Source organism: uncultured Ruegeria sp., assembly GCF_947497005.1.
Taxonomy (GTDB): domain Bacteria; phylum Pseudomonadota; class Alphaproteobacteria; order Rhodobacterales; family Rhodobacteraceae; genus Ruegeria.
On sequence record NZ_CANMFF010000004.1, the window covers coordinates 210,961 to 224,930 of the forward strand.

Consider the following 13,970-nt stretch of genomic DNA (forward strand, 5'->3'; position numbering starts at 1 on the left):
CCGCCTCCTTCCAACGTTGTTGAAAAAAACTCTATGCAAGATGTAAGAAATATACTAGCCTTTTTTGATACAAAACGTCTCAATAATTGCGAACAGGGAGGTAAGCAATGGGGATCGGTCGGAAACTGAATGGTATTTCACGGCGGGATTTTTTCCGGGTTGCAGGTCGTTACGGCATGAGCTCGACACTACTTGCGGCAGGAGGATTCGGCGGGGCGATGAGCCTGGCCAATTTGGCGCAAGCGGCTGAATCCACGTATGAAAAACGCTTCTCAAAAGAACCGAAGCACACGCTGAAATTCGGTGCTTCAGGCTTCAATACGCGCAATCTTCTGATTGAACGCGCTGGCGCTATCGAATTTGCCCGCGACTTGGAAGAGCGTACTGATGGTGAGATTCGGATTGAATTCATCGGCGACAACCAGATTTGCGGACAGCTTAGCTGTGTTGAGAAAACGCAGCAGGGAATTGTAGACATCTATGCGGCTTCAACCCAGAACTCGGCAGGTGGCGCGCCTTATCTGAACGTGCTGGACTATGCATATATGTTCCCCAGCCGCGCTGCGCAGTATCACTTTTTCTATAGTCCCGCGAGCCAGCGCATCCTGCGTGAGCCGCTGGAAAAACGGCACGGATTGAAGTTCCTGTTCACTCACTGTGAACTGCGCGGTCTGCAAATGGGGTCGAACTTTGCCGACAAGCCGACCGTGACCAAACTGGAAGAGTTGTTTGGCACCAAAAACCGCGTGACGGGCACGCAATTAGGTCGGATAGCGATGCAGCTGCTGAACCTGAACCCTGTGCCGGTGGCATGGGAAGAAACACTGGATGCGCTTAAGACTGGTCTGATCGATGGTGCCGAAACCTGGGCCTCGGCTGTGGCGTATGCCAACATGGCACCGGTGGTCTCGCAATCCGTGAACCTGAAATTCTTCTGCGGTACCGAGCATACCTCGATGTCCGCCAAAGTCTTTGACGGTCTGGGGGGTGAATTGCAGGATGCGGTGATGGAATCCTCGTATTTCACGCAAGCGCTGATTCAGGGTGCGAATGAAGCCGCATTGTTGAACACCGTTGGGTTCTCGGACCCGCAACTGCCGGGAACGATCTTTGCAGAAAACGGCGTACGCCCAGCCTTCCTGCCGGATGATCAGATCAAACTGGCCGAAGAAATGTGCGCCCCGAATTACAACCCCGAACCGTGGGCGCAGTGGCGTGAACGGCTGAACAAATGGGCCGGTGGCATCGATACATACCAAGAGATCTATGACATCGCACGTGAGATCCCTGCGGATACGCTCCCTGAGAACGTCGAACCGCGCCGTTGGTGGAAGGGCGAGGCCTGATCAATTTGTCTGAACCGGTCCAAACGGGCCGGTTCAATTAAACACCGACTGGGAGGACGGGGTTCATGTCACTATGGGCGGATATAGGCGCGATTTTCAGCGCTTTTCTCAGCCAGGATTCATTCGAGATTCAAACGGCGTTGCAATCCGACGCCGCGTGGGTCGTTGGCGCGGTGGTCGCGGCGCTTGGGGGTCTGCTGGTCATGCTGATCTATCGCAAGGTACCGCTTATCGAGCGTCATTTGGAACGTTCGGTCATGGTATATTCTTATCTTGCTATCGCGCTGATCATTTTCTGGGGGGTGATCGACCGGTTTGTTTTCAATGATCAGGAACCCTGGTCCACCACCATTCCTCCGCTTCTCTTTATGGTGATGGCCTGGTTTGGTGCCTCTTATAACGTGCGTCTGCGCACCCATCTGAGCTTCAGCGAATTCCGTTCTGCCATGCCCCGCGGCGGGCAGTTGGCCTGCCTGTTTCTGGATGCGGTGCTGTGGTTCATTTTTGCGGTGATTGTCATCGTGACCACCACGCGACTGGTGGCGCTTTCGGCCTCGAACTTTCAGATTGTTCTGGGCACGGACAATATCATGCAGTGGTGGTTCCTGCTGATGGCACCATTATCGTTTTTTTTGATGGTCGGGCGCGTGTTTCAGAACCTCGCGGATGACTTGCACAACTGGAAAACAGGCGAGCCGCTGATCAAGCAGGCCGTAATCGGGGCAGACTGATGACAGACGGAACACTCGTTACACTGATCTCGCTGGGGGTCACCTTTCTTTTCATGCTGGGCGTGCCGGTGCTGCTGGTTATCGGTTATTGGGTCATCGGCTGTTCGTTTGTCCTTGGGTTGACGCTGGACAATATGGGCGCCGAGCTGCTGAACGTTTTCAACAAGGGCTTTGCCCTCCTGGCCATGCCGCTATTCATCCTGACCGGAGACCTGATCAACAAGTCTGGCATCGCGCGACGTCTCAGCGACTTTGCCTATTCCTGTCTGGGCTGGATCCGTGGCGGGCTGGCAATGGCATCGCTGGGTGCTTGCGGGCTTTTCGCGGCAATTTCGGGGTCGAACTCGGCAACAACGGCAACCATCGGGTCGATGTTGCACCCTGAGATGGTGAAGGGTGGCTATGACGAGAGGTTCAGCGCGGCCACCGCTGCAGCGGGCGGTACTGTCGGCATCATCATTCCTCCGTCGATCATCTTCATCGTCTATGGCTTCCTGATGAACCTGCCGATCTCCGAGCTGTTTGTCGCTGGCATTCTGCCCGGCGCACTTATGGTCTTCGGGATGCAATTCGCCTGCTGGATAATCTGTCGCATAAATGGCTGGGGGCATCTGATCCCGCTGCAGTTGAACCGGGTGTTGAAAACTGCGTTCGGCGCATGGTTGGGTTTCTTTGCAATCGGACTTGTACTCTGGGGAATTTACACCGGCAAGTTTTCCCCCACAGAAGCGGCAGGTGTTACAGTGGGCTTTTGTGTGATCGCGGGCTTGGTTAGCTACCCGATCAACAAGATTATGGGGGCTCGGAATGATATCTCGCCAACTGAAAAAAGCTACGCCGAAATGTTCGTGGTCGAAGGGTTCACGATCCCCGAAATCCCCTCGATCGTTATCAGGTCCGCTCAGATCACCGGTATCCTTGCGCCGCTGATCGCGATTTCCGTGGTGATGCAGCAAATCCTGTCTTTGCTGGGCGCGCAGCAAACTATCGGCGACTTCGTGACGTCGATGGGCGGTTATTATGCAGTATTGTTCACCTCGATGGTGATCGTCTTCTTTTCGGGCATGGTGTTGGAAAGCCTTCCGGTCACGATCATCCTGGCCCCGATTCTAGCACCAATTGCAACCTCGGTTGGAATTGATCCGATCCATTTCTCGGTAATTTTTCTCGTCGGTGCGTCCATCGGGTTCATCACTCCACCGTATGGATTGAACCTTTACGTAGCCTCGGGCGTGACGGGTGTGCCCTACTTCCGGCTGCTGCGTTACACGGTGCCGTATCTGGTGGCACTGTTGTCGGTCTGGATTTTAGTGTCGCTGGTCCCCGATCTGGCCTTGATCCTTCTGCCAAATAACTAGAATGATAAGGGATGGCGGAAACGGATATACAAGAAAAAGAAACCCAGATCCCAACCAACTTGCGCCTGCTGCTGATCCTTGAAGAGGTGGCGCGGCGCGGCGTGGCGGTCAAACCCTCGGACCTGATCGATGCATTGGGATTGGCCAAACCCACAGTCCATCGTTTGCTGCAGACGGCTGAGGCCGAAGGTTTCCTGCAACGTGATCTTGATGGACGCTCGTACGGCCCGGGCAGGCGGTTGCGGCTGTTATCCGTGAATACCATGTCCGCCGAACATCTGCGGACCGCACGTCTTGCCATCCTGCGCAGTGTAGCCGACGAAGTGGGCGAGACATGCAATCTGGCCATCCCGGACCGAGAGGGCATGATTTATCTGGACCGCGTCGAAACCAAATGGCCGTTGCGGATTCAGTTGCCCATAGGAACACAGGTTCCGTTCCACTGCACGGCCAGTGGCAAGATGTATTTGTCCACTTTGCGCCCCAAAACACTGAACGGGTTCTTGTCAGCCGGGAAGCTAAAAGAGCAGACCAACCGCTCTTTTACTGAGCCCAAGGCTTTGCTTAACGAAATCACGATTACGGCCGAGCGGGGGTTTTCCACCGATGATGAAGAATTCATGACAGGCATGGCGGCGATTGCCGTGCCAGTACAGGACGGGCAGGGTAGGCTTGTAGCCACGCTTTCAGTTCATGCCCCGACGCAACGGCATGATGTTGGCAGCCTGATATCATTTCTCGGCACCTTGCGCCGTGGTGCAGAAAAACTGTCGCATATGTTGGCCGAGTAAATTGTAAAACGGGAAAACCTGCGACCGAGGGCCTTCAGGACTGAGTTGCAAGGCCAGCCTTGCGAAGGCTATTCATCAGTTTCTTCTGGAACGGGTCAGACAACTGCCAGATAGACAGGATGCCGTCGGCCTGTGACGCAAAATCCGGGCGCAGCGATCGCAATTTGTTCAGCGAATCCTGCGCATTTTGCTGATGCCCCAATTCTGCATTCAGAACTGTGCCCCAAAGATGTGTCCAAAAGAAATTCGGCATGTCGATCTGATCCAGAACCGTCAATGCCTGCTGGTAATTTCCCTGTTCGAATTCGTAAAACACGCGTGGAAAATGAAACCAGTGCGGATGCACTGGGTTTAGCGCGATCGCCCGATCCACAATCGCCAGCCCTTCGTCCCAGTCGCCGCTAAAGGCAAGTCTCATGCCGTAATGCGCGAGAACGGCACTGTCATTCGGGCTTAGATTGATTGCCATTTGACCCTCCCGGCGAAAGCCCTGAAGATCACCAAGAACAAATCGCATATTCGCCAGCATCAAATGCCCCGCAGCCAGGTTCGGGTCAACCTCCACAGCACGGCGCGCGGCATTGTCTGCGGCAGTCAGTATCTCTTGGCGATGCCCCCCCAGACCGAACCGGATCTGTTGTAGGTAAAGGTTAGACAACACGGCCCATGCTTCGGCGTAATCCGGACTGTGCTCCAAAGCCCTTAGAATGCAGGTCTTGATTGCCGGATGTCGATTGAGGTCGATTGTGATCTGATAGCTGTAATAGCTCAGCACGCAATCATAGGTGTCACGATTGAGTGGCGGTATTCGGGTCGCGATTTTCATCGCATCTTGCGTCAGAACCCCATATTTGCCCGCAAGTTTTCCGATTACATCCTGGATGATCATATCTTGCCCGGCGTAGATTTCTCCAGGAGAATTGCCGACGTCATAATCATGCACCCAAACGTATCGTTCGCTTTTGAGATCAATGAGACGGGCAGACAACACCACGGTGTCACCTTTATCCAGGACGCTGCCTTCCAATGCGAAATCCGCACTGAGTTCCGAGCGCAAAGCCTGTGAATCCACGCCGCCCTTTGAAAATCGCTGAACGCTGCCCAAAGGCAGAACCCAGATATCACGGAAGCGAACCAGTTCGCTGGTCAGTTGCTGTGTTATGCCAACGGCGAAATAATCCGGTCCGCTGCCTAAAGTTTCAAAAGGAAGCACCGCAACCACTGGGCCCTGCGGCAATGATTGATCTGTGGGCGCAGATCTTTGTATGCCCCAACCGGATATGGAAATCCAGATCGACGCGCAGGCCATCAAAGCACAGACAGCGCCAAGACCAATCAAAAGCAAGCGGCGACTTTCCACAGCGGACACAGGCGGGTCCTGTGGGGGCGGTGAGGCCACGACCGGGGGTACAACCCTTTCGAACCGGGGGGCATACCCGCCTTTGGGAATGGACAACCGGACGGGATCAGACCGGCCCGGTCCGGCATAATAGTTGTCTATGTCCTGACGCAGGCGACGCGCTTCAAGTCGGACAATCGGATCAACCTGCTGATCAAAGGTTTCATCGCGGCCAAAAACCGAAATGGCGATCGACACGCCCTTGATGTGGTCGGCGCGTCCGGCCAGATATTCCTCGATCACATAACTCAGAAATGCCCGGCGCTGCGGAGTCGCCGGGAAATCGGGGTGCTCCAGAAGATGCTGCATCTGCGCACGAATATCGTGATTTGAAATAGGCAACCGACGACAATCCGTCCTGAAAAGCATTTGAAACCGGAGCGTTAAGACAATGCTCCCACTGCTCTTAGCGCGGGATGCTGGCATGTAGCAACATGTTCGCACTTCATTATGGCGTGCATGTGGCTACCACGTGCGAACGGCTTGCCACATCGGCAAGCGTCAAAGTGTCAAGGAGAGCACTTGAATGTTACTCGCAACCGCTCATCGCAGACGCGCGTCTGTCGCGCGCCCTGCGAACAGGGGCGTTCGGGTCGTCAAACCCTTCTTGGCTTTGCACTCGATTTTCAGGAACACAACATCCACAGGAGCCGTTCCAAACATGGCACGACGACATATTTCGCTGGCAGCTACCGCGTTTTTAGGCCTCACCGCAGGATTGGCGGCAGCCCAGGACCATGGGCATGAACATTTCGACCCGAAAGGTAAGCTGCCGTCGCAGTATACCATCGATTTCCAGAACCAAATGCGCCAATCGCTACCGTTCGATGACGAACGGGATTTTGAAGAGAGCCGCAAGGGTCTGCTTGCGATGCCGGAATATCGGCAGATCACGACCGAGGATGGCATCGTTGCCTGGGACATCGGCAGCTATGACTATCTGCTGAAAGAAGGCGAGCAGTTCGACTCGATCCATCCGTCGCTGCAGCGTCAGGCGATCCTGAACATGAATTTCGGCCTCTACGAGATTCAGGATGACAATATCTATCAGGTGCGCGGATTCGACCTGTCGAATATCACGTTCATCCGCGGTGACACCGGCTGGATCATCTTTGACCCGCTGGCCTCGAAGGAAACTGCCGCTGCCGCACTGAAGCTGCTGAACGAAACCGTGGGTGAACGGCCGGTCAAGGCGGTTGTCTATTCACACTCGCACGCAGACCATTATGGCGGCGTGCGCGGTGTCATCACGGATGAGGACGTGGCCAACGGCGTCGCAGTGATCGCGCCCGAAGGGTTCATGGAACACGCGGTGTCGGAAAACGTCTATGCCGGTAACGTGATGAACCGCCGTTTGTTCTTTCAATATGGCGTGTTACTGCCGCGCAGCCCGTTTGGGCATGTGGATCAGTCGATCGGCAAGAACATCTCGGCCGGGACAACCGGTCTGATCGAGCCGACCCGCTATGTCTCGGACGACTATGAAGAGATCACCATCGACGGTGTGCGCATGATCTTCCAGAACACGCCCGGCACCGAGGCTCCAGCCGAGATGAACACCTATTTCCCTGATCTCAAAGCGTTCTGGGCGGCGGAAAACATCACAGGCACCATTCACAACATCTATACCCTGCGCGGCGCGCTGGTGCGTGATGCGCTGAGCTGGTCCAAACACGTCAACGATGCGCTGTACAAATTCGGGCAGGACGCCGAGCTGATGTTCGCCTCGCATTCCTGGCCCCGCTACGGCAATGAACGCATTCAGGAAGTGATGCGCGCCCAGCGGGACACCTACGCCAACCTTAATAACGGCGTTCTGAATCTTGCCAACAAGGGCGTGACCATCAATCAGGTTCACAACGTCTATGACGTGCCCGAAAGCCTGCAACAACAATGGGCGGCGCGCAGCTATCATGGCTCGGTCGAACATAACAGCCGCGCGGTCATCAACCGTTATCTGGGCTACTGGGATGCCAATCCGACAACACTGGCCCCTCTGTCGCCCGAAGACAGCGCACCTTTGTTTGTCGAGATGATGGGCGGTGCGGAACCGATCCTGGCCAAAGGACAGGAACTGGTAAATAATGGTCAATATCTGCAAGCGACAGAGATCCTGAACAAACTGGTCTATGCCGAGCCGCAAAACCAGGCCGCCAAGGACCTGCTGGCCGACGCGTTCGAGCAGATTGGGTATCAGAAAGAAAGCCCCTCGGTCCGCAACTCGTTCCTTGGTGCGGCGTTCGAGCTTCGCAACGGCATCCCGCAAGGCGCCACTATCGAGACCACCGGCCCCGACACGATCAAGGCGATGCAGACCACCATGTGGTTGGATTTTCTCGCCATCCGCGTCAACAGCTCCAAGGCTGCCGACATGGAATTCACCATCAACCTGTCGATCCCGGATCGTGACGAGAACATCGTAATCGAGATGAGCAATGCCACGCTGACTCATATCGTCGACCAGACCGCAGAAAATGCCGATCTGTCGATCAGCCTGAACCGCGCCGATCTGGAAAAGGTCATGACAGGCGAGCGAAAGATGTCCGAGATGCTGACCGATGGCACTGCCAAATCCGAAGGCGACGTGGAAATCGTAGCGCAACTGGCTTCGACCTTGGACCAGTTCGATCTCGGGTTTGAATTGATGCCCGGCACCGGCGCCAAGGACCTGACAGCTCCGGCGAATGATTTTGCCCAGCCGCCGCTGGCGAATTCGAATGGAGGATAACACCTTCATCAACTGAACAAGCCAAGCACCACGCTGGCAACGAGTCTGTGGCAGCAACATCTGAGCTGCTACAGACTCTTTGGCGACTTTGGTCGTTGTTCATACGATTACAGAGAAATTCAAACAGGTTGTTCGATTATGTGTCGAGCATCTCAAGCACAGTGTCGCGCTCGGACAGCACAAGCAACAGGGCTAGATCACCTGGCTCAAGCTGTTTCAAGATCTTAGCCGCCGCCTGAGACGGTGATGGGGCCCTTTGAATCTGCGCGGCCTCATACCCGTGCTCCAATGCCGACCCTTCAATCAGGTTCGGAATTTCTCCTAACGCACGGCCTCTCAGGTAGCCTTCCAGTTCAGCCGTGACGACCACGTCGGGTTCGAATTTCAAAGCCGTCGCCGTGACGTCCCGAATGTCCTGATCCGACCTGTCGCCCGCATGGCTGAGCATGATAAACCGACGTTTTGCGGGAAGGCTGGACAGCGCGTCGCACACTGCAGAAATTGAGTGTGGGTTGTGTGCGAAGTCTACAAAAACGCGCGCGTTATTATAGTGGAACTCGTTGCAACGCCCGGGATTGTCTTTGGCGTCGGGTTTGAACCCAGCCAACCCGGCCCGCACCGCCTGAAGGGGCAGGTCAAGCGCCAAAGCAAGACACAAGGCCGCCAGCGCATTCAGGATGTTGTACTTCGCAACCCCACCCATTGTCAGGGGTACGTCTGACACGTCAATCACCACCTGCTCGGTTTTGCCATCGAAAAACACGATATTTTCCTGCTGCACATAGGCGCAGCAATTGCCGGAATCGCGCGCCTCACGGATCAGGTCCGATTGAGCATCCAAGGAAAACCACCAGATATTTGCTGATGTGTTTTTTGCCTCGGCGAGGACATACGCATCGTCTGCGTTCAGGGCCAGCACACCGCCTTCGGCCAGCGTTCGGTGCACGGCAAACTTCGCCTGCGCCAGTTCGGGAACCGTGTTGACGCCGTATTGCCCCAAATGGTCATTCGCGACGTTGGTGACAGCAGCCGCTGTGGCCGCGCGCGTAGGTAAACCACGGCGCAGGATGCCGCCACGGGCCACTTCAAGGCACGCAATTTCTAGTCGCTTATCGCGCAGAAGCATCCGCCCACCGCCAGGGCCCGAATAGTCACCGCGGTCCAGAATGTCGTTGCCTACCCGCACAAACTCGGTCGAGGTCAACCCGGCGACCTTGCCTGAAGCGCGTGCTATGGCCTCGAGCAATCGGGTCGTGGTGGTCTTGCCATTGGTTCCGGTGATGAAGGCAACAGGGACATTGTGTAGTGCGGACCAATCGACATTATTGGGGGTCGGCAGTGTATCGACTGACCATGTCCGGCTGCCTGTACCGTGCCCGATGGAGACTTCGTCATCATCGCAAAGGACATCGACGCCATGCGTGTCAGCTGCTGCGATCAGGGCGATGAGGGCCGGGTTGGCTTCCTTCGCCATGACGCCTTTCACATCCGCCACCATCTGACCGAAATCTCCCGGCTCTGCCGCCAGAAGTTCGGCAGCGCAGAAGTGCCACGCCGTTTGCGCCGCGAAGATTGCCGAATAAAGCTGATCCATTGGCGCGGAAATCGCCAGATTTATACCGCCGGTGAAGGTGCGATATGTCAGATCCTGATCTCGCCAGCCAAGCGCGTCCAGCACCGTGCGTGCATGTTTCTCCCACAACGCGGAGATCTGAGATGGATCAATCTCCGTGGAAAAAACGTCTATTACCGCGCCGGGCCGACTCCATAGCAGGCCGGGTCCAGTCAAACGTCGGGCGTCATCCACTTTAATATGGTCAGCGGTCGCGCTTACAATAGTCAGCGCGGTTTCAAGCTCTTCGATCCGGTCCATTCCGGTGCCTCCGCTCAGTCCGCGTCTTCACTGATCTCACGAGCCAGACGCACGCCGCGCTCGTCCCGGATCAGGTTCTGGTCGCTTTCGAACATATCCTCGAACGAAGTGTCGACGGGCTTGGCCTTGGGAGCAGCATCGGATTCAGGAGCTTCGCCGTCGGAGTTGAAATAGATGATCTGTTTCCAGCAACGCGTGGTGTCGTCGCCGAAAATCACCAACAGATCCCCCGGTGTTGCCCGTTCCAGCCCAGCATTTACGGCCTCAACTTCGTCAGGGATGATTGTGATCGCGGCGGCGTCCACCCCATTGTCGATCAGGGCCTGACGCATCATTTGCGGTACTTCATCGTGCCCTCGACCCCTGCGGCGATCATCTGCCTTACATATGAAATGGTCAAAATGTCCGGCTAGTGCGACGGCCCCATCGACAATGTCCTGATCTCGCCGATCGCCGGGCATGGCAACGACACACAATCTGCAACCTTTGATCTCCAACTGATCAGCCAGTGCAGCCATGGCCTTGAGCGCGGCGGGGTTGTGGCCGTAATCCAGGATCACTTTGAAGGGATGTTCATCATAAACGTTCATCCGTCCCGGAGCCTGGAAATAGCTGGTGTCGAAGGTCCGTAACCCGTGGCGGATGTTGTCCAGATCGACGCCGAAACTATAGGCCATCGCTGCTGCGAACATGGCATTTTGAACGTTGAAGATCGCTTTACCTTCCAGTGCGGCGGGGATCAGGTGCGACCACAGGACAGGGATGTGAAGCCCGTTATCATAGATCGTCAGCATGTCGCCATTCATACCTTTTTCCAGCACGATCGCTTTGCCACCGGCTTTGATATGTTCCTTGACCAGACTGTGGCCCGGATTGGTGGTGACATAGAAAATCTGATCCGCCCCGGCATAATCGGCCATTTTTAGACAATTGATGTCATCAGCGTTCAAAACCGCCGTATCTGTAGCGCTTTCCACCACCACGCGTTTAACCACGGCCAGTTCCTCGACCGTGTTGATGCCGCCAAGGCCCAGATGATCTGCAGAGACATTCAGACAGGCCGCCACGTTTGAGCGTTGATAGCCCAGACCTGACCGGACTAGCCCGCCGCGTGCGGTTTCCATCACCGCAAAATCGACCATCGGATCGCGCAGGACGATTTGCGCGGATTTTGGCCCTGTCATGTCACCCTTGACGCTCAGTTTGCCGTCAACGTAAACACCATCGGTCGAGGTCATGCCGACGGTCTTTCCGCTGGTCTTCATGATATGGCCCAGCATTCGGGACGTGGTGGTTTTGCCGTTGGTTCCAGTAATCGCCGCAATCGGGATGCGGGTTTCCTCATTGGCGGGAAACAGCATGTCAATCACTTTGCCCGCCACATCACGTGGTTGACCTTCGGACGGGGCCACATGCATCCGAAAACCAGGGGCTGCATTCACCTCAACGATTGCGCCGCCGATATCCTTGTAGGATTTGGTGATGTCGTCGATCAGGAAATCCACACCGCCGACATCCAGCCCTACTGCCATGATGGCGCGTTCTGCCATATCACGGTTGTCAGGGTGCACCACATCCGTCAGGTCGATTGCAGTACCACCGGTCGACAGGTTTGCCGTGGATCGCAGATAGAACACCTCTCCGTCCGGCAGAACGGTCTGGTCCGTCACGTCTGCATTTTCCATCAGGCGCTTGGCCTGGTTGTCGATCTCGAGCATGGTCAGCACTTTTTCGTGCCCGATCCCCCGGCGGGGGTCTTCGTTCACGATGGCGACCAGTTCGGCAATCGTGTGTTTGCCGTCACCGACCACATGGCCCGGTACGCGCTTGGCCACGGCGACCAGCTTGTTGTCCACAACCAGCATTCGGTGATCGAAACCGGTGATAAAGCTTTCCACCAGAATAGCGCGGCTGCGGGAATGTTCCTTGGCCTCGGCAAAGCCTGTCTCGACCTCTTCATCCGAGTTCAGGTTAATCGAAACACCGCGACCGTGGTTGGCGTCGAGCGGCTTGACAACCACTGGGTGCCCGATCCGTCCGGCCGCGCGTACTGCTTCGCGCGCCGAGTAGACCATGCGTTGTTGCGGCACCGGCAGGCCCAGATCGTTCAGCAGGTTGTGGGTGTCTTCCTTGTCGCACGAGATTTCGACCGAAATATGCTTGGTCTCGGACGTGATGGTTGCCTGAATGCGTTTCTGGAATTTGCCGTGTCCGAACTGCACCAGTGAGCCGGAGTTCAACCTGATCCATGGAATGTCACGTTCTTGCGCCGCCTTGACCAGCGATCCCGTCGAGGGGCCGAATTCCTTGCGCTGCGCCCGCAGGACAAAACTGCGCAGTTCATCATCCCAGTTGAAATCCGGATCGAAATCGAAATCCACCTGATCCTTAAGAGATTGCGGCAGCAAGTGCATCAACAGCCGCATGGCCAGCTTACCCGCATCGAGACCGACGTCGCGCTGCCTATATTCATAGACCATGTTGTATTGACCCGGCTCACTCGTGCCGCGTGTCCTGCCAAAGGTCACATCGGTGCCGGCTACGTTCTGCACTTCGATGGCGCAGTGTTCCAGCACGTGACCCAGCCACGTGCCTTCGTCCTCGCGTAGGCGACGGATGAAACCGCCGGGCTCGCGGTAGGAACACCCATGTTCCGCCAGTCCGGGAAGCGCTTCAATCAGTGCATCTATAAACTCGGAACCAATTTTTGCCGAGGGCCAATCTTCCAGAATACCCAGATCAATGACGTGACGAATGACCGGAAAACTTGCCCAGACATTTGGGCCGACAAAGACATTGGTCGAGATTATTTTCATGAGGCTCCCCGTTGGTTAGCTTTTTGTTTTCCCCCCAGCGGCGGCCTCGTCCCCAGACAGGTCCGGCAACGTGCAGAACGCCATATGCTCATCCGGCGGAAAAGCCTGGCGAGCCATCAGATCATAACGGCACCCTTCGCCCAGAACGTCAAGGCGAAGTCCCAGAAGACTCAGCGCTTCGCCCCGGCGGGCATCCCACATCGACGAATGAGTCAAATGGCTGGCATCCACTACGGTAACTGAACCGCTGCCGATGACTTCAAAGACATTGTCGGGCCCGATGAACGCGGCAGTGTCTTCATCAATTCCCAGACCGATCAAAAATGGGTTGAAAGATGAAGCGGTTAGCAGGCGTCCAAGCCGATTTCGTTGCGTGAAATGCTGATCGATGATGACGGCATTGGTCAGGCCCATGCCCGGTGCAAGTGTGATGTTGCCCTCAGCCGGGGCCGAGTTACTGCTGCCACCTGCCACCATATGTTCGGACATGATTGATGCACCCGCCGAAGTTCCGGCAACGGGCACGCCGGCCGCATTTCGGCGACGAATTTTCTGCGCGACCAGAGTGCCACCCAGAATCGCTGACAGGCGCAACTGGTTCCCACCCGTCATGAAAATCCCGGTGGCGCGGTCCAGCATCTCGGCATAATCAGGGTTGTCACAATCGGCCCTGCGCGAGATGGGCAGAAACTCGACCTGACCCGCACCCAGTTCGGAGAAGATGCGATGATAGTCAGGCCCGGTTTCTTCCAGCATCGAGGCTGTTGGGATCACGACGATATCGGCGTCCGCACCGCCGGATAGCTCGACGAACTTGCGGTGAATCTGCATTTCCTTGACGCGGTCTTCACCGCCACCGATTGGGATGATAAACCCGCGTGGGGTTTCTGCATCAACGGGCGCAGGGCACATATCTTAACTACCTTCC

General features: G+C 56.1%; 9 protein-coding genes. 5 read left to right on the forward strand and 4 right to left on the reverse strand.

Annotation, left to right across the window (positions count from 1 at the left end):
* Positions 1-107: 107 nt before the first annotated feature.
* From Q0816_RS07660 to Q0816_RS07675, 4 genes are all read left to right on the forward strand, one after another.
* Positions 108-1,346 (forward strand): TRAP transporter substrate-binding protein, encoded by a 1,239-nt coding sequence (locus tag Q0816_RS07660; RefSeq protein ID WP_298849151.1) that lies wholly within the window; start codon positions 108-110, stop codon positions 1,344-1,346.
* Positions 1,347-1,411: 65 nt separating this feature from the next.
* Positions 1,412-2,077, forward strand: a complete 666-nt coding sequence (locus tag Q0816_RS07665) for a TRAP transporter small permease (RefSeq protein WP_298849152.1) — start codon at positions 1,412-1,414, stop codon at positions 2,075-2,077.
* Entirely contained in the window at positions 2,077-3,435 is a 1,359-nt protein-coding gene (locus Q0816_RS07670; RefSeq protein WP_298849153.1) for a TRAP transporter large permease, read from the forward strand. Before Q0816_RS07665 ends, Q0816_RS07670 begins: the two co-directional genes overlap by 1 nt.
* 11 nt (positions 3,436-3,446) lie before the next feature.
* The gene (locus Q0816_RS07675) at positions 3,447-4,226 is read left to right on the forward strand and encodes an IclR family transcriptional regulator (RefSeq protein WP_298849154.1); all 780 of its coding nucleotides are present in this window, start codon (positions 3,447-3,449) and stop codon (positions 4,224-4,226) included.
* A gap of 34 nt (positions 4,227-4,260) precedes the next feature.
* Here Q0816_RS07675 and Q0816_RS07680 read toward each other — a convergent pair whose 3' ends face one another.
* Positions 4,261-5,967, reverse strand: coding sequence for a hypothetical protein (locus tag Q0816_RS07680; protein WP_298849155.1), 1,707 nt, complete (start codon positions 5,965-5,967; stop codon positions 4,261-4,263).
* 319 nt (positions 5,968-6,286) lie between these two features.
* Here Q0816_RS07680 and Q0816_RS07685 point away from each other — a divergent pair, with 319 nt between their 5' ends.
* Positions 6,287-8,353, forward strand: a complete 2,067-nt coding sequence (locus Q0816_RS07685) for an alkyl sulfatase dimerization domain-containing protein (RefSeq protein ID WP_298849156.1) — start codon at positions 6,287-6,289, stop codon at positions 8,351-8,353.
* A gap of 136 nt (positions 8,354-8,489) precedes the next feature.
* Here the strand turns inward: Q0816_RS07685 and Q0816_RS07690 are convergent, their stop codons facing one another.
* Genes Q0816_RS07690 through Q0816_RS07700 form a run of 3 tightly spaced genes read right to left on the reverse strand, consistent with a single transcriptional unit; the run spans position 8,490 to position 13,954 of the window.
* A complete protein-coding gene (locus Q0816_RS07690) occupies positions 8,490-10,226 on the reverse strand; it encodes a Mur ligase family protein (protein ID WP_298849157.1) in 1,737 nt (578 codons plus the stop codon).
* 14 nt (positions 10,227-10,240) lie between these two features.
* Positions 10,241-13,042, reverse strand: a complete 2,802-nt coding sequence (gene cphA, locus Q0816_RS07695; protein ID WP_298849158.1) for a cyanophycin synthetase — start codon at positions 13,040-13,042, stop codon at positions 10,241-10,243.
* A 15-nt stretch (positions 13,043-13,057) separates the two neighbouring features.
* On the reverse strand, positions 13,058-13,954 hold the full coding sequence (locus Q0816_RS07700) for a cyanophycinase (protein WP_298849159.1): 897 nt from the start codon (positions 13,952-13,954) through the stop codon (positions 13,058-13,060).
* Positions 13,955-13,970: the final 16 nt, after the last annotated feature.